The organism is Catonella sp., assembly GCF_057250765.1.
In genome coordinates this window covers 19,789-36,196 of sequence record NZ_DBHIEC010000016.1, presented here as the reverse complement: position 1 = coordinate 36,196, position 16,408 = coordinate 19,789, and the positions used below count along the sequence as shown (strand labels likewise).

19 protein-coding genes are annotated in these 16,408 nt (G+C 36.1%); 10 read left to right on the top strand and 9 right to left on the bottom strand.

The features are described 5' to 3' along the window. Positions 1-6 precede the first annotated feature (6 nt). Entirely contained in the window at positions 7-1,050 is a 1,044-nt protein-coding gene (locus ACO6HM_RS09180; RefSeq protein WP_485390755.1) for a LacI family DNA-binding transcriptional regulator, read from the top strand. A gap of 388 nt (positions 1,051-1,438) precedes the next feature. Next, entirely contained in the window at positions 1,439-1,567 is a 129-nt protein-coding gene (locus tag ACO6HM_RS09175; RefSeq protein WP_485390754.1) for a hypothetical protein, read from the top strand. Here the strand turns inward: ACO6HM_RS09175 and ACO6HM_RS09170 are convergent. The 8 genes from ACO6HM_RS09170 to ACO6HM_RS09135 form a co-directional block, all read right to left on the bottom strand. Then, positions 1,564-2,604, bottom strand: coding sequence for a retron St85 family RNA-directed DNA polymerase (locus ACO6HM_RS09170; protein WP_485390753.1), 1,041 nt, complete (start codon positions 2,602-2,604; stop codon positions 1,564-1,566). The two genes, ACO6HM_RS09175 and ACO6HM_RS09170, sit on opposite strands and share 4 nt — an antisense overlap. Before the next feature lie 264 nt (positions 2,605-2,868). Continuing rightward, positions 2,869-3,162, bottom strand: a complete 294-nt coding sequence (locus ACO6HM_RS09165) for a hypothetical protein (protein ID WP_485390752.1) — start codon at positions 3,160-3,162, stop codon at positions 2,869-2,871. Positions 3,163-3,164: 2 nt separating this feature from the next. After that, the gene (locus ACO6HM_RS09160) at positions 3,165-4,019 is read right to left on the bottom strand and encodes a phosphoribosyltransferase (protein ID WP_485390751.1); all 855 of its coding nucleotides are present in this window, start codon (positions 4,017-4,019) and stop codon (positions 3,165-3,167) included. Beyond that, the gene (locus ACO6HM_RS09155; protein WP_485390750.1) at positions 4,016-4,918 is read right to left on the bottom strand and encodes a type II restriction endonuclease; all 903 of its coding nucleotides are present in this window, start codon (positions 4,916-4,918) and stop codon (positions 4,016-4,018) included. The genes ACO6HM_RS09160 and ACO6HM_RS09155 overlap by 4 nt, the downstream gene beginning before the upstream one ends. Further along, a complete protein-coding gene (locus ACO6HM_RS09150; protein ID WP_485390749.1) occupies positions 4,908-5,711 on the bottom strand; it encodes a DNA-methyltransferase in 804 nt (267 codons plus the stop codon). The genes ACO6HM_RS09155 and ACO6HM_RS09150 overlap by 11 nt, the downstream gene beginning before the upstream one ends. A gap of 19 nt (positions 5,712-5,730) precedes the next feature. Next, a complete protein-coding gene (locus ACO6HM_RS09145) occupies positions 5,731-6,348 on the bottom strand; it encodes a hypothetical protein (RefSeq protein WP_485390748.1) in 618 nt (205 codons plus the stop codon). An 11-nt stretch (positions 6,349-6,359) separates the two neighbouring features. Next, positions 6,360-7,193 (bottom strand): DNA adenine methylase, encoded by an 834-nt coding sequence (locus tag ACO6HM_RS09140; RefSeq protein WP_485390747.1) that lies wholly within the window; start codon positions 7,191-7,193, stop codon positions 6,360-6,362. Between the two features lie 106 nt (positions 7,194-7,299). Next, on the bottom strand, positions 7,300-8,022 hold the full coding sequence (locus ACO6HM_RS09135) for a TRM11 family SAM-dependent methyltransferase (protein WP_485390777.1): 723 nt from the start codon (positions 8,020-8,022) through the stop codon (positions 7,300-7,302). Between the two features lie 146 nt (positions 8,023-8,168). Here ACO6HM_RS09135 and ACO6HM_RS09130 point away from each other — a divergent pair, with 146 nt between their 5' ends. After that, positions 8,169-8,423, top strand: coding sequence for a helix-turn-helix domain-containing protein (locus ACO6HM_RS09130; protein ID WP_485390746.1), 255 nt, complete (start codon positions 8,169-8,171; stop codon positions 8,421-8,423). Then, complete coding sequence (locus ACO6HM_RS09125) at positions 8,407-8,940, top strand: hypothetical protein (protein ID WP_485390745.1); 534 nt, start codon at positions 8,407-8,409, stop codon at positions 8,938-8,940. Before ACO6HM_RS09130 ends, ACO6HM_RS09125 begins: the two co-directional genes overlap by 17 nt. 57 nt (positions 8,941-8,997) lie before the next feature. Here the strand turns inward: ACO6HM_RS09125 and ACO6HM_RS09120 are convergent, their stop codons facing one another. Further along, a complete protein-coding gene (locus ACO6HM_RS09120; protein ID WP_485390744.1) occupies positions 8,998-9,684 on the bottom strand; it encodes a hypothetical protein in 687 nt (228 codons plus the stop codon). A 489-nt stretch (positions 9,685-10,173) separates the two neighbouring features. Between ACO6HM_RS09120 and ACO6HM_RS09115 the strand changes: the two genes are divergently transcribed. The 6 genes from ACO6HM_RS09115 (at position 10,174) to ACO6HM_RS09090 (ending at position 16,408) form a co-directional block, all read left to right on the top strand. After that, the gene (locus ACO6HM_RS09115; protein WP_485390743.1) at positions 10,174-11,508 is read left to right on the top strand and encodes an ABC transporter substrate-binding protein; all 1,335 of its coding nucleotides are present in this window, start codon (positions 10,174-10,176) and stop codon (positions 11,506-11,508) included. Positions 11,509-11,559: 51 nt separating this feature from the next. Beyond that, positions 11,560-12,423 carry a carbohydrate ABC transporter permease gene (locus tag ACO6HM_RS09110; protein ID WP_485390742.1) on the top strand — a complete coding sequence of 288 codons (864 nt, stop codon included), beginning with the start codon at positions 11,560-11,562 and terminating at the stop codon, positions 12,421-12,423. A 15-nt stretch (positions 12,424-12,438) separates the two neighbouring features. Continuing rightward, positions 12,439-13,275 (top strand): carbohydrate ABC transporter permease, encoded by an 837-nt coding sequence (locus tag ACO6HM_RS09105; protein ID WP_485390741.1) that lies wholly within the window; start codon positions 12,439-12,441, stop codon positions 13,273-13,275. A 36-nt stretch (positions 13,276-13,311) separates the two neighbouring features. After that, the gene (locus ACO6HM_RS09100) at positions 13,312-13,968 is read left to right on the top strand and encodes a DUF624 domain-containing protein (RefSeq protein ID WP_485390740.1); all 657 of its coding nucleotides are present in this window, start codon (positions 13,312-13,314) and stop codon (positions 13,966-13,968) included. Further along, a complete protein-coding gene (locus ACO6HM_RS09095; RefSeq protein WP_485390739.1) occupies positions 13,968-14,894 on the top strand; it encodes a nucleoside hydrolase in 927 nt (308 codons plus the stop codon). The genes ACO6HM_RS09100 and ACO6HM_RS09095 overlap by 1 nt, the downstream gene beginning before the upstream one ends. Positions 14,895-15,007: 113 nt before the next feature. Beyond that, positions 15,008-16,408: an L-fucose/L-arabinose isomerase family protein gene (locus ACO6HM_RS09090; protein ID WP_485390776.1), complete on the top strand. Its 1,401-nt coding sequence runs from the start codon at positions 15,008-15,010 to the stop codon at positions 16,406-16,408.

Sequence of the window (16,408 nt, the reverse complement as noted above, 5' to 3'; positions counted from 1 at the left end):
ATAAGTATGAGAGTAAAAGCGGTTGATATTGCAAGAATGACAGGACTTTCTAAAGCTACGGTATCTTTGGCACTTAATGGTAAACCGGGGATAAGTGAGCGGACGAGAATGGAAGTCATTGAATGCAAAAAGCAACTGGAAGCAGGTACAAAGGTTGTGAGTAATGTCTCACAGCAATCAAGGATTACAAATGGTCATGAAATAAAAGTGCTGCTTGTAAGCAATGGATTAAAGAATATAAAGGGTGCAGAAATGGACCTATGGACAGATGTAAATGAGGTTTTTGAAAAAAATGCCAGAGAAAAGGGCTATACTCTGGGGATTATGTATGTGGATTTTGCAACTGATAACATAGATGAAATGACCGCAGAATGTAATAAAGACAGAGTCGCAGGAGTTATAGTTATAGGAACTGAACTGCAGGAGGGGGATGAAGAGAAATTTTATGAAATAAATAAGCCGCTTATAATTTATGATTGTGAGTTGACCACGACTAAATACCCTTGCGTTATGATTAATAACAGACAGGGTATCTCTCTTGCACTTGAAGAATTATTTAATAATGGTCTTGAGAATGTTATATACCTGGGGAATACTATGTATATGTATAATTATACCAGTCGTAGAAGGGGATTTAAGGAGGTATTGGAAAGAAACGGTAAAGAGTTTCGAAGCGAATATATAATTCCTGTTGGAAGTAGCGTAGAGGAATGCTATGAGTTTATGATTACTTACTTACAAAAAAATAAACTTCCGGATGCATTTATAATGGACAGTTATCATGTTTCAATAGGAACCATAAGGGCATTGTGTGAATTGGGAAAAAAAATTCCGGAAGAGATAAGTTTGATTGGAGTAGATGTGTTGCCACCATATGTGACAGGTAGCTGTAAGCTTACAAGCATAAGAGTACCACACTCTGAAAGGGCTTATTGGGTAATGCAGTTGCTGTTTAAAGAGATGTTTGAGCCATCATCATTAAAGTCAAGATTATATACCAATTGCTCTCTGATACCGGGGGATACGGTCAAACAAGTGAAGATGAACTAATGAACAGAGGGGAAGCACTAAATTAGGTCATTTCTGAATAGTGTAATTATGTTTTAGAATTTAATTATACTGATTAGGAATGATCATTTTTTTGTTTAATAGGAAATATCTTCACAATTTCCTATTAAACAAAAATCTCTCCGAGAACGTTTTGGTATCTTGAAAAGCCCGGAATTAAAGGGCTTGTGGCAATAAATATTGCATACCTGAATCTTACGGTAAGCTGCTTATATCTGTCCAAAACTACCAACAACGCTTTTCAAAGAAAGGATAATGGCTATGAATAATATCTGCACTGTATAAACCCGAAACCGACTGTGTCGAAGTAACTCTTGATAATCAATTCCATGTCACCTTCAACTGCCAAAACTGCAATGCTCAGGTCAAATTGGCTGATCCGCTTGATATTGCTTATCTTATCCGTCTTGCAAGAGAAGAACCGGGATTCTATACCAGCCTTGCCTCAAGGAAAGGTGGTCTGCAAGGGTATGTGGAGGCTATGGGGAAGTGGAATTAGGGTTCCTCCCTTTTGCATCTATCCAGCTCTTTTTTAAATACATTTAAGTATTTTTTCATCTTATCGTCATACGGATTAATAAATAGCGCATATGATGATATTCCAATCAAATAGTATAAGTAGTTTCTTTTAGTTTGATTTGTCCTATCCATATGTGAAGATAATCCATATTTTTCTATATAGTACGCATCACTACGAATTCTTCTGCGCAATTCTCTACTGACCTGAAGCTTTTCATTAACAACCACCCCTGTAACTTCCTGTCTCTGATTTCGTTTTCTCACCCTTGTCTTACTATGATTTACATTGAAACCTTGTCTGCATACTATCCTTTCTATATTTTTTATCATATCTCCTTCATTAAAATCTCCTGAAAACGTGAGATCGTCCGCATATCGTGTGTACCTTACATCTTTTCCCTTTAAAAAATCAGCAATCTTATAATCCAATCCACTTGCAATTATGTTGGATAAAGCGGGACTTGTTGGTGCGCCTTGTGGTAATTCATTATTCAAACAGCATAAATTTGCCAACATAACTGCTACACTTTCTCTATAACCGACTTTCTTAAACACATTTAATATCCTGCCAAATGTTATACTTGGGAAAAAATCTTTCAAATCCATTGTTAAAACTTTATTCTGTCGTCTATGAAATCTTGCATTATCCTTAATTGAACGACCTGTTACATATGCTTTGGCATATGGGCTTATGCTAATCTTTACTAATATTTCTTTTAGTATCCAATCCTGTATTTCTTTTAAACTTGGTAATGGTTCATTTATAACCCTTTCTTTTCCATTCTTTTTTAATATACTAAAAGTTCTATAAAAACAATTTGGCGAATTTGATACCGCATATACATATTCTTCTGCATAACCAACCAATCGACACAAGTGTTCTTGATTATAAATTACTGGCAAATCTTGTTCAAACAGTCTCTTTGCATATTCTAGCTGTTTAATACAATATTCATCTGATTTACTATTTAGCTTAGCTAATCTGATATAATTATTTTCATATTCGTTCCAATTCATATTTCTCCTAAAACATATTAACTTAGTGGCATAACTACTAATTTATATCGATGACTTTATCGCACATAGAACCGCTTCTATGCGTGATAAAGTCACGTAACAAATTTGAAAAATTTGTGCAGTTGTTTAAACTCATGAGTTTTCGCTCCTGCGAAAAAGAAATGAGTTTAAACACAGGCTAGAAAAGTAAATTCTTCTCTGATTGACGAACTCATCAATCATCACTTGCGTGAATGAGGCTAATTATGCCACCAAGACTAATATCTACTCTATAAATATATCATATATATCCATTTTTTCAATCTTATATTCAATATATGGTTCAATTTTCCATATTGCTTCATTTTTAATTTTTTCTGCTAATTTTTCCATTTCCTCTTTTCCTTTATCTGATAAAACAAATCTCTGATTATCATCTATCACTACTAATCTCTCATTTATAATCTGTGAATATGCACTCGCGATTTGTGCATATTGATAACCAGCTTTTTCCAATGCATCTACATTTCCTTCCGTACTCAATATTTTCAACAACATATATTTCATTCTATCGTCCATCATTACCTCCTCGGAAATGGTGCAAGTTTCATATTACCTTTTTCTTCCCAAAATACCGGAAAGGTATTATTGGGCGTTCTACACATTGTAACAAGCGCTTCTGATTGTCCATATCCTAATCTATAGTTCATTTTTACAGACATCTTATCTTCAATTTCTTTCATCAACTTCAATCTATGTTCAGCTTCTTCATCTTTATAATAATCTGAAATTCCCTTTCTTCTAGTTTCACCTACATAAATTTCAACTCCAAGTTTTTGTATATAATCCACTCCCTCTTCCTGTGCAACTAATGCAAGCACTTTTGTTCTTTCAACAATGTCATTTGGCAAATTCATACTTTTTAAGCACTTTTCTGCTGTCTTCCCAGTCCCAATAAAATCATCAACCAGAACTAGTATTGATTTTTCTCCTGACATCTTACCACAAACACTTGCACCATCATAGATTAATTCATATTTATATCTTCCCAAAACGCTGTCATATCTTATTTTCACGTCATTAAATAAATATGTCAAAAGCATTGAACTTTTTACTTTTCCAATATCTTCCGGTGCAATTAACGGCATCACAAAAATTTTAATATCCTCTTCTATATTCTTAACTAATTTTCTTAAAACATCAATCAGCCATTCCAGGTAGTGTTCCTGCGTCAACCACAAATATCTTTCTGACAATTCTAAAAATAAATCTCTTTTTTCATTTTCTCCAATATCTAAAATTCTTTGGCAAAATCTATTAAATTGTGACATACTTTTATCTTCTGAACGCTCTATTGTCCATTTATTCCTTTCGAATATGTCCTTTATTCTTAATAAATATTGGGTTGATAGTGTTTTTCGGTTCTTCTTACTCATCTTGTATAACTCACTTCTGTATATATGCTATTTTTAACACAAAACATTTCGTTCAGAATCCCATTTTCCATATCATCAATACTATAAATTGTATCCATGACCTCAAACGTCTCTCTCAAATTACCTTTAGCACTCTTCCATCCAATTCCATCTGTAATCCACACAAAAGTAAATCCATCTATGGTGTCCGCTTCCTGCGAAAGCATTTTATAGCTTCTAGCAGTTTCATTCAGTTTAGAACCACCGCCACCATAGAAGTTTGTTTCAATGCCATAAATCTGATTATCTGTCTTGATTACAAAATCAAATCTTTTAGCAGCTTTGCCCTGATTAGAAAGTGCAGATAAATCTATATCCCACTTTTGTTCAATATCCTTAAGATACATTTCCTTAAAGTAATTAACATCCTTTTCAAATCCTGCTGCTCGTATGTACTTCGCAACCAAATCTTCCATCTGGTGACCGCAACGATTTTTACGACCATTGGAATCCAATCCAGTTTCAATTCCCAATGCATAATCAACAAGATTATTCACTAAATGGTTAGCAATCATCTCAAACAATCCAGTTTTATGCATAAATACCTTATACTGTTTTACATCATAATCCATATTTTTGAAGTTATAAAGGAAAGCACCATCTTCATCCTGAGCATAAATTTCATATCCCCTTACTGCCAGTAACAGTGGTACACACTGCAATGTTTCCGGATACTTTGACACAATTCTCTCAAAATCTTCCTCTATATTCTTTGAACCAATCAAGGAATTCAGAATATTCAATTCCACCTTGATTTCTTCTACATTTCTGACAACCTTATCAAAGTCAATATAGTAATCATAACTTGATATACTCGGTCTGAACTTACTCAGCCATTCGTCAAAATCTCTATTTGTCATTTGCTACCTTCTCCAATCTTCTCCTGCTTATCTGTAAGTATTCTTCACTTACATCTATTCCAATAAATTTCCTTCCCAATCGCACAGCTTCTACTCCGGTAGTTCCTGAGCCACAAAATGGATCCAGGATAACCTGCCCCACCTCTGTAGAAGCTAATACAATTCTTTCCAACAAATATTCCGGTTTCTGTGTCGGATGCTTGCCTTCCGTCTTTTCAGATGGCTTTGTCAGCGCACCCGTCCAGACATCCTTCATCTGTTTACCACCATTTTCTTCTTTCATTTTTTCATAATTAAAAAAATGCCGAGACTTCTTATCATTCTTCTTTGCCCATAAAATGGTTTCCGTAGAATGTGTGAAGCATCGACACGCTAAGTTTGGTGGTGGATTTGTTTTTTGCCAGGTTATGTTGTTAATTATTTTGAAGTCTTCCTGCTCCAATGCCATACCAATTGAATATATATTGTGCAATGTTCCTGATATCCAAATCGTGCCGTTCGGCTTTAGTACTTTCTTGCATAACTTAATCCACTTTCTGTTAAACTTGTGTTTTTCTTCGATACTGGTTCCACTCTCCGAAAGTTTATCCCATGAGCCTTTATTAACGGAAACCATCTTTCCACCCTGACAGGTAATACCATCATTACTTAAAAAGTAAGGTGGGTCTGCGAATATCATATCCACAGATTCCGGTTCCATTTTTGTTAGAATTTTGAATGAATCACCCAACACTAATTGTGATTCATCTGTCTCGAAATATAATGGCACTTTTACGCTAAATAACCCATTCATATATTTCGCCTCACTTTAATTAACGGTGTATTCTTGAAACAATATTATACAACTCTCCTACATCGTTCCAATTCCGCGGAATATACCCACGTGCTGTGGCTTTATCTATTGCTTCCTCAATTTGATGATTCGTATTTACTTTACAATATATTGCCTCAAGATATCTATAAAAACACATTTTTCTTCCTTGAAATCTATCATTTGGATAATTAATATCCTCTTGAATTGCAATGTAAAACATCAAATCCGTCAACACTTCAAACGGAAACCCTTGCTTAAATGCTGGTATCAAGGTTTCATCTATATTCACATTTCTTCCAACTGTAGCAACCTGCTCAATATACCGTTTCATATGCTGAAAATTATATGCAGTAGTTTTATTGTACAAATCATTCATAATCTCAACGTGTGAAATTGGATGTTCTCCTTCTTCATCAACCAGATATACACAATAATCGCATTTAGTTTTGGTTGTCTTATATCCTGGATATCTTATTGCCAGTTGCATATAATCATTATAGGTCTCCAACACCTGATAATAACTTTTTAAATTATCTCTGCTTCGCGTCAATTCTATTATATTTCCATCACAAGTTACATAATCAACTACTATTTGTTTTTCTTCATTGTATCCCATCAACTCTTCTCCTAATAATTGCATATAATCACTTCTTCTCCAACCCTATTGGATGCATCCGAATTAATCATACGTTTCACACTTACAACATCTATTTTATAACCTTTGTTACCATACAACTCATTTATCAACTCCGTATTGTGATTTGTAAGCATACAGTAACAGCCTCTGGCAGTTAATTCATCAAATAACTTTGCCAATCTCTTATGGCTTTCAATATCAAATCCCTCTTTTGTGTAAGACTCAAAAGAAGTTGGATTTAATGGTGCATAAGGACTGTCAATAAATACAAAATCACCTTTTTTTGCATCTTTGCAAGCAGCCTCAAAATCGCCATCAATGATATTTACATTCTGAAGATACTCCGAAGTCTCCATAATAGCCTTTTCATCCACAGATGCCCTACGACTATTGTTATATGGCACATTGAAAAGTCCTTTCCCATTGACCCGATACAAACCATTGAAGCAATGCTTATTGATGAACACAAACAACGCTGCTAGTTCTACATCATATTCTGCTTTCATCAGCTTATCATTGTAATGCTCTCTAAGGGAATAATAGTATTCCTTTCCATCCTCCCACATTTCCTCATCCAGCTTGTTTACCGCTTTTAGAAATGCATCTGGAACATTTTGAATCTGCTTATATGTGTTAATCAATGCTTTGTTAATGTCATTTATCAGAGCATTTGCAGGTAGCAATTCAAATGTTACCGCACCACCACCTACAAATGGCTCGAAATAATTATTATATTGTTCTGGCATACGCTCTTTTATCTGTGGTAAGAGCTGACGCTTTCCACCAGCCCATTTCACAAATGGAACGATACTCGAATTACTCATTTTGATTCCTCTTCTCTATGTTCAACCAAGAACAAACTTTCACACATTTATTATACTTGCAAACATAATAAATAACAACCAAAACTTTCACTTTTTGTGAATTAAATCACTTCTGGAACACAAAAATATACTCATGTGCAAGTAGAAGAAAATTATGATTCTGTTTTTTCCAATAGTCCGTAGAACTGCAATTATGCTGCTCCTTAATGATAATCTCTTTATTTGTAAATCCAGCCTGAAGAAAGCATTCCATCATCCGAAAGCCCAATGGTATTACCTTTCCATACTTTCTTACATCCCCAATCATTACAGCACACATTTTGCCTTTTTTCAGTACCCGAAAAGATTCTTCTGCTACTTTCTTCATTTCTGACAAAAATTCATCCGCACCAAGTAACGAAACATCTCCTTCGATACCTTTACTATACTTGATGATATTTGCGTATGGTGGATGCGTACAGATAAAGTCAATATGGCTATCTTTGATAAAATGCAAATCAGTAGCATTGCCATTTCGCGTAAATATCTTTGTATTTGTTTCACATTGGAATTGTAAATTTGTTTCAGAGATTGAAACTGACTGCGGATTGATATCAACACCTACCGCATTGCGATTGAGCAGCTTTGCCTCTACTAAAGTTGTTCCACTACCCATAAATTGATCTAAGATCCAGTCTCCCGGATTTGAATAGCGAAGTATCAGATTTCTCGGCACATATGGTGACCAATTACCTCGATACTTTCCTGAATGCGTTGCCCAACTGCCTCTATCTGGAAATGACCAGACCGTCGTTGATTCAAGCTGAAAATTATTTGGTTGTAAACTTATAAGTCATGCCTCCTTCACTTTCTTGATTTTATCATTGTAACGCATAATCTCACAAAATGCCACAGTTATTTTCTTTCACTATAAGTGAATTTATATCTATTTACTCTTATGCGATAATATTCACAAATAGTGAAAGAGGTTTTTATATGTATTTCAACAATGATGCAGACCTATATCGTGTTATAGGTGCAAATATAAAACATTACAGAGAACAAGCAAAATTAACACAGGTACAACTTGCAGAGCAGGCTAAAATCAGCATTAGCTATCTATCTAAAATTGAGGCTGCCGGATGTGATAAGAGCTTTTCTATATCTGTACTCAATCAGATTGCAAATGTACTTGGTGTTGAAATAATGGAATTTTTTAAGGAGGTTTCTAATTATGGCCCAAATAATTAACTACTCATTACCTATGGGTAACCGCATTTCCATGCGCGAAAATCTAATTCAAACTTTTCTATATGAAAATCCCGGTACTGGTACAGGCAATAATGCATCTCGTTATCATTATAATGTTGAACAGTTTGGCAATTATGGTATTTTTCTCAAACGTCCAACCCAATTAAATAAAGGATTTGATTTCACCGTAAACATTGATGGACTGTTTTTTAAAAAGAGTCGTCGATACTCTAACCCTAGTCATCAAGACATCATAGACGCACTATGTGACTGTAAAAACAATTTTCCTAATATATATCCCTCTGTTGCCAAACAAATACAACTTATTTATGATTGCCAACCGGTCAACCGCACTCCTTCAGGTGCAACATTCTGTGATTATGCAGGCACAGAACATCCTATAGAAATTATTTTATTAGCTATAAAATGGTTGTTTATGGAACAAGATTGTGCATATTGGAATTATTCTGGACGAGCCATGTTTTATCAAGAGTTACATCGCTGTAATTTAGTATAATCCAATATACTTTTCCATAACTGATAGCCCTGCGTGTTTTCACGCAGGGCTATCATATTACCTCTTCCGTATCCTCATCCTCTCCACCTCTCGTACCATCTCTTCCGCTGCCACAATCCCTTGTTCCAACTGTTCCAACGTACCAATTCGGTTCTCTGGCTTAATTTCCTCCTGAATATTGTCTATGCTGTACTTTTCTTTTGTTACAACATTCATATATGCTTTCAATCGGTAATCATAACCTTCATTCTGATAGTCCGAGAATACCGGTGCAACTTCTCCTTTACTCGTTTTCCATCGCATAAGCCTTGGGAACCAACACACACCATCAACAATCAATTCCTTAAATGCTCTCAGAAACTGTCCCAATGCATTTAGCAGACCTCTAAAACTGTTTCCGGCTTCAATATCCTTCTTATGCTCTACACAATTTGCAAATTCTTCTAATAGCGGCGATAGGGGAAGATATGCTGAAATATACTCTTTAAGTATTGTTAGTGTATTCTGAAACTGTTCCCACTTAGATATTTCATCCTCGTATTCTTCCAGCTTTTCCCTCTTATAAGAAATCGCATAATCCAGTTTCAGATTTTCACTTTGCTGTTCAGAAATCTCTTGTTTGATTTCTCTAAGCTCGTCTTCATTCTCACGCTGCACCTGACGGTAAGCAAGTTTTGATGCAAGCATCATCTCAAAGTATTCACTGTCTGATGCACCGCTTGTAGTAACGTGTAAAAAGGACATTCCCCAGTATTTCTACTGAAAAATGTCCTATACTTATCAATATCTTTGTTGCATACCTGCTGCATATGTGTTGCATATGATGTTATTTCCAACACATTTGACAACATTTCACAACTTCTGTAGCCCTTGTAAACCGGGCTTTTCTTGATTTCTCTGTAAGAGAAAAATTATCTCTCAAAAAAAGAAATACACAGCTCGCAGCAGGGAAGTTTGCCTTACAGCATCGACAGCTCCTCAATAAAAGTTTAGAAAGTTTAATAATGTAATATTCTTGAATAACAATGGCGGAATGCTGGAAGAAACAGAAAAACCTATACAGAATGCACAAAATTGAAAAGAAGAATTAAACATAATAAACAAAAATACAATTAGCCAAAAAATTATATTGAAAAATATAGACAATGGTGCTAAAATTTAAACCGTAATTAAACTAATCAAAAGTTTAATAAGTTTAGATACTATTCAGTTTTAGGTAAAGGGAGGAAATGTATGAAAAGTAAAATGTTTAAGCGAGTGCTTTCAGGTATTACAGCGTGTATACTTTCAGCAACAATGCTCGCAGGTTGTGCAGGTGGTGGAAATACATCAAGTAAGAGTGGTGGTGATGTAAAGAGCGCAGGAAGTACAACTTCAGGAAGTGGTGCCAATACTGCAGATGGTGGAAATGTTGAGCTTACATTTTGGGCTCTGCAGTCGAGACAAACTGCGTTAGATGCACTGACAGAAAAGTGGAATTCGGATCATCCTGATAAAAAGGTGACAGTATCCTATTATGATACAGATGGAATTAAGGATGCTTGTAAAACAGCTTCACAATCGGATTCTATGCCAAGTATGTGGTTCAACTGGGGTGGCGCTCTTGGTCAGTATTATGTTGATAATAATGTAACTTACGATTTGACTAAGTATGCAGAAGATAATAAATGGGCAGATAAATTTAGTGCGGGAGCTCTAAACCTTTGCAAATTGTCAGGTAAAGTAGCGGGATATCCGACCAGCTTCAATGTTATCGGAGTCTACTACAGAAAAGACTTGTTTGAAAAGGCCGGAGTGAAAGTACCTACAACTATAGATGAATTTGAAGCTGTTTGCAAAAAGCTTAAGGAAAGCGGCACTACTCCAATGATTACAGCCGGACTTAATGGTTGGCATACAATGAGGTGGATTGAACAGTACATTGAGACTGCTGCCGGAAAGGAGCTCCATGATAAATTGCAAAGCCTTACTGAAAGCTGGGATAATGAAGCTGTAGTAAAGGCATTTGAGAGATATAAGGAACATTGTGAAGCAGGTTATTACCCTGATGGTTTTGTAACAGCCAGTCCTGAAGATATAATATTACACTTTGGGCAGGGAATTGGAGCAATGGATATTGAAGGACAGTGGTTTGATGGCCAGATTAATTCTAATGGTATAGACATGAACAATGTAGGATGGTTTCCGTTTCCGAGCGGAATAAATCGTATGTCGGCTTTTGCAGAAATGACACAGTTCAATGCAAAATTGACCGATGCGGAACTTGCAGCAGCAGTAGAATATATGGACTATATTTACAGCGAAGAAAATGCAAAGCAGTATCCTGATGCATATAACTTACCATTGCCAGTCAATGGAGCAAGTATGCCGGAAGGACAGCCAAATGTACCGGGATTATTCGAAGCTGCTAATAAAAATGGTACATTTACAATTACTGACCAGGCTTTACCTGCTGAAGTTGCAGATGTTCTTTTCCAGTGCCAGGATGCAATAGCAGGTGGTTCCATGCAACCGGCTGAAGCGGCAAAGAAAATTCAGAAAGCTATTGAAGATTACAAAGCAAAATAAAATGATAAAATGATAAAAGGGGCTGTATAGGCAGCTAAACAGGTGATAAAGATGAAAAAGAAGGGTTCTGTATCAGCATACTTGTTTATGCTGCCGGCTCTAATTATATACTTGTCAGTAATTGTTTTTCCAATAGGGTATTCGCTTTACATAAGTGCATATTCAGGAAATGGCATTGCAAAAATGAAGTATGTAGGTTTTGGTAACTATATAAAGATGTTTAAAGATCCTGTTATGTGGATATCATTTAAGAATACTATTATATGGATATTACTTACTGTGTTTGTTACAATGACAGTTGCTCTTGTTCTCGCATTATTGCTAAGTAGGGCTTTCAAGGGAAGAACATTTTTTAGAGCTTTCTTCTATTTTCCTTGTGTAATATCTGGAATCTCCGTAGCTATTATTTGGAGATGGATATACAATCCGCAAATTGGCTTTATTAACCAGTTTACAAAGGCCTTAGGCATTGATTTTTCGCAGACCTGGCTTTCTAATGAAAAAGTGGCATTATATGGATTATTTGCAGCGTCCTTATGGCAGGCGGTTGGGCAACCGATGATACTGTTCATAGCAGGAATACAGGCTGTTCCGGAAGATATACTTGAAGCCGCTGATATTGATGGAGCAGGTAAGGTAAGAAAGTTTTTTAATATTACTGCTCCAATGATTAAAGAAACATTTATTATGGTTATCTCAACTTTGGTTATAGCAGCTATGAAGGTGTATGATATAGTAAAAGGTCTTACAGATGGAGGACCAAACAATTCAACACAGGTGCTTGCATCCTATATGTATAATCAGGTATATCAATATAATAATATTGGATACGGTACTGCTATAGCTATATTTATGGTTGTTATTATGCTGGTTATTATTGTTCCGTATCTTGTATTTACAGCAAAAAGAAGTTAAGGAAAGGGGAAAAGGATGGATGCTAAGGCTAAAAAAATTGGAAGTTCGGCACTAAAATATTTTGTGCTAACGGTTCTTGCTCTAATCTGGGTAGTGCCTATTCTTACCCTTATTCTGACATCTCTAAAGTCAAAACCAGATTTTTTCAGTGGGTTAAGCTTGTTTCAATTACCTGAAAAGCCGGCACTTGAGAATTTTGTTGGAGCATTTACTAAGGGCAGACTATTTACATATATGAAAAATGGTCTAATTATCTGTCTTATGAAGGTGCCACTTGGAATCTTTATTGAGGCCATGGCCGCATTTGCAATTACAAGACTAACATTAAAAGGTAAAACCGGATGGCTGGTATTCTTTCTGGTAGGAATGATGCTCCCTATGCAGGTGGCATTAGTTCCAATCAGTATTGTTTATAGTCAGTTACGATTGACCAATACATATTTTGGATTATTTTATATCTATATAGGATTTGGAATATCGTTTGGAATACTTATTTTACATGGATTTTTAAAAGGTATACCTAAGGCTATAGATGAAGCAGCCTATATAGATGGTGCAACTAAGTGGCAGACATTTACAAGGGTTATATTGCCAATAGCTAAGCCTGCAATAGCTACACTTTTAATAACTGATTTTCTTGCAACCTGGAATGAATATCTTTTGGCATCTGTTGTTATAAATGATAATAAGCTAAAAACTGTTCCGGTTGGACTATTGACTTTTGTTGGTGAGCATGGAACCGATTACGGATACTTGTGTGCAGGGGTGCTTATATCGGTGATACCGGTTATGATAGTTTATCTTATATTCCAAAGTTATTTTGTGGAAGGAATGGCGGGAGCTGTAAAATAATTAAAAGATATCAAACTTTTAGGGGGAAAACTTAGTATGAAAAATAACTTATTCAAACCCGAAGCCCCGGTTTGGAAATTTATGGAGCTTTTACTGGAACTTGTAAAATTAAATCTTCTTTTTATTTTAACATCCTTACCAATAATAACTGTAGGCGCATCAATAACTGCAATGGATTCGGTGTGTTTCAAAATAAAGGAAAAAAGAGCAGGATATATTACAGATGACTATTTTACTGTCTTCAGGGATAATTTCAAGAATAGCACAATAATATGGATAGTTTTCCTGCTTTACCTTGGTTCACTAATCATGACAGTAAATTCAGGGGGGTTAAATCGAGGACTTATGATAGTGTTGGGCATTGCTACAGCTATAGTTTTGACAGTAGTTATTTATGCCCTGGCAATGCTTGCAAGATTTGATAACGGGCTTACAGATACCATAGTTAAGGCAAGTTTTATCGGGATAGCTGGATTTCCCTATATTATAGTAATTTTTCTTATGATTGCGTCTCTGGTGTTGGCAACAATGACAACATATTTAACTATATTTATAGCTTTGCCCATGTGGATACTATTTGGATTTTCGGCGGTGGGATACATCAGTGCCATATTCTTCCTGAGAATATTTAGGCGCTTTACTGATATTAAATATATAGAGGAAATTGAAAATATAATGAAAGAGGCAAAATAATGAAAAAATGGAATTATCACTTTGAAGTACCTGCCCAGAAGAAGGTTAGAGTGATTGTACATACCGATTGTAAAAATGAGGCTGACGATCAGTTTGCGCTGGTGCATCATCTTATGACAGATAAGTTTATTGTTACAGGTATAGTTGCCGCCCATTTTAATCAGAACCCGAAAAAATTTGGTGAGGGCAATACTGCAAAAGCAAGTGAAGATGAAATAAACAAAATTCTAAAGCTTATGGATCTTGATGATGAATATAAGGTGTACAGAGGAGCAGAGTATCCGCTTGAAAATGAAACAACACCACGAGAAGCTGCCGGTGTGGATTATATAATTGAAGAGGCTATGAAGGATGATAAACGTCCTCTGTTTATAGCCTGCCTGGGTGGGATTACCGACTTAGCTTCAGCCATAATAAAGAAACCGGAAATCTGTGAAAGGATGACTGTGATATGGATAGGTGGTGGAAATTATCCTAAGGGAGGCTGGGAATTTAACCAGCATCAGGATGTAGCGGCAGCAAATGTAGTTATGAAGTCGAAAATACCGGTATGGCAGATAACTAAGAACTGTTATAAGCAGAACGCAGTTACGCTGGCTGAGCTTCAGCTGAATGTGGAGCCTTGTGGTAAGATTGGGAAATATCTCTTTGAGCAGATGGTTGAGCTAAATAATGAATGTGCAGATTATGAGTGGCCACATGGCGAAGTATGGGGATTGGGAGACAGTCCTACTGTTGGTGTGCTTCTTATGGAAAGTGAAAGGGATGATGTCTATGATATATTCAAGGCACCGACAATAAGTTATGAAGATGAAAGCTATAGCTTTTCCGAACAGGCGAAAGATGTCAGAGTTTATAACTTCATCGATTCAAGGCTGACTCTATCAGATTTCTTTGCAAAACTTAAAATAAATTATGGAAGTTAATAAAAACCGGTTAACCATGTCAAAATATTCACGCTAAATTTAGTTGCGTGAATATTTTGCAATGCGAAGCAGGATTCTTTCTCGTTTAATAGTCTTAGAAGAAAAGAGGTATAATTATGGGAATTAAATTAGGATATGCACCCACAAGAAGGAGTATATTTAGTGCACCTGATGCAATTAAATACAGAGGTTTAACAGCAGAAAGATTAAAAGAACTTGGAGTTGATTTTGTAGATATCACAGACATTAATTCAGAAGGTCTTCTGTATGATGAAAATGACAGACTAAAAATAGTGGAAAAATTCAAACGAGAGAAAATAGACGGACTGTTTTTGCCTCACTGTAATTTCGGGACTGAATATGAATGCGCTAGGCTTGCAAAGGATCTAAATGTACCTGTACTTTTATGGGGACCTAGGGACGAAAGGCCGGATGAAGAGGGACGACGTCTAAGAGATTCACAATGTGGTCTATTTGCTACAGGAAAAGTACTCAGAAGATTTGGGGTTAAATTCACATATATGACTAATTGCAGGCTTACTGACCCTGAATTTGAAAGAGGAATAAAAGACTTTCTTGCTGTCTGTAATGTAGTTAGAACATTTAGAAATACAAGAATATTACAAATAGGACCAAGGCCTTTTGATTTCTGGTCAACTATGTGCAATGAGGGAGAATTGCTGGAAAAATTCAACATTCAACTATCACCAATCCCGCTTCCTGAGCTTACTGCAGAGGTTAAGAAGTGCATTGCTGAGGGCTCAAGGGTAGACGAAATTATTGAGTATTGCCATAAAAATATGGAGATAAAAATCAAGGAGGATAAGCTTGTAAATGTAGCAGGACTTGCAGCAGCAATGGAAAACCTTATAAAGAAATATCACTGTAATGCTGGAGCCATCCAGTGTTGGAATGCTTTACAGGGTGAACTTGGTATAATGCCTTGCGCTGCAAATTCTATACTTAACGAGCAGGGAATACCTATTGTTTGTGAGACTGATATACATGGGGCTATTACTGCACTTCTAATTGAAGCTGCTGCAAATGATGGAACAAGAGGATTCTTCGCAGACTGGACAGTGCGTAATCCTGACAGCGAGAATGGTGAACTCCTGCAGCACTGTGGACCTTGGCCAATATCAGTGAGCAGGGAGAAACCTAGCATTACTTACCCTCTGGCGTTTGAACATCCAGGAGCTGTGACAGCAGAAGCAAAGTATGGTAATTTGACACTTTGCAGATTTGATGGAGACAACGGTGAATATAGCTTGCTGTTAGGTAATGCCAAAGGTGTTTCGGGACCAAAAGGAATGGGCACATATCTTTGGGTTGAGGTTGCTAACCTTAAGAGGCTGGAGGCAAAAATTGTAGAAGGACCTTACATTCATCATTGTGTAGGTATACATAAAGATGTAGTTCCGGTATTATATGAAGCATGTAAGTATATGGGAATTAAGGCTGATTTATATGATCCGATTGAAGAGGAAGTTAAGGCTTATTTAAGAGGAGAATGA

Coding starts and splice junctions, on each gene's coding strand:
- ACO6HM_RS09180 (WP_485390755.1), top strand. CDS start 7: ATGAGAGTAAAAGCGGTTGATATTGCAAGAATGACAGGACTTTCTAAA.
- ACO6HM_RS09170 (WP_485390753.1), bottom strand. CDS start 2,604: ATGAATTGGAACGAATATGAAAATAATTATATCAGATTAGCTAAGCTA.
- ACO6HM_RS09165 (WP_485390752.1), bottom strand. CDS start 3,162: ATGGACGATAGAATGAAATATATGTTGTTGAAAATATTGAGTACGGAA.
- ACO6HM_RS09160 (WP_485390751.1), bottom strand. CDS start 4,019: ATGAGTAAGAAGAACCGAAAAACACTATCAACCCAATATTTATTAAGA.
- ACO6HM_RS09155 (WP_485390750.1), bottom strand. CDS start 4,918: ATGACAAATAGAGATTTTGACGAATGGCTGAGTAAGTTCAGACCGAGT.
- ACO6HM_RS09150 (WP_485390749.1), bottom strand. CDS start 5,711: ATGAATGGGTTATTTAGCGTAAAAGTGCCATTATATTTCGAGACAGAT.
- ACO6HM_RS09145 (WP_485390748.1), bottom strand. CDS start 6,348: ATGGGATACAATGAAGAAAAACAAATAGTAGTTGATTATGTAACTTGT.
- ACO6HM_RS09140 (WP_485390747.1), bottom strand. CDS start 7,193: ATGAGTAATTCGAGTATCGTTCCATTTGTGAAATGGGCTGGTGGAAAG.
- ACO6HM_RS09130 (WP_485390746.1), top strand. CDS start 8,169: ATGTATTTCAACAATGATGCAGACCTATATCGTGTTATAGGTGCAAAT.
- ACO6HM_RS09125 (WP_485390745.1), top strand. CDS start 8,407: ATGGCCCAAATAATTAACTACTCATTACCTATGGGTAACCGCATTTCC.
- ACO6HM_RS09120 (WP_485390744.1), bottom strand. CDS start 9,684: ATGTCCTTTTTACACGTTACTACAAGCGGTGCATCAGACAGTGAATAC.
- ACO6HM_RS09115 (WP_485390743.1), top strand. CDS start 10,174: ATGAAAAGTAAAATGTTTAAGCGAGTGCTTTCAGGTATTACAGCGTGT.
- ACO6HM_RS09110 (WP_485390742.1), top strand. CDS start 11,560: ATGAAAAAGAAGGGTTCTGTATCAGCATACTTGTTTATGCTGCCGGCT.
- ACO6HM_RS09105 (WP_485390741.1), top strand. CDS start 12,439: ATGGATGCTAAGGCTAAAAAAATTGGAAGTTCGGCACTAAAATATTTT.
- ACO6HM_RS09100 (WP_485390740.1), top strand. CDS start 13,312: ATGAAAAATAACTTATTCAAACCCGAAGCCCCGGTTTGGAAATTTATG.
- ACO6HM_RS09095 (WP_485390739.1), top strand. CDS start 13,968: ATGAAAAAATGGAATTATCACTTTGAAGTACCTGCCCAGAAGAAGGTT.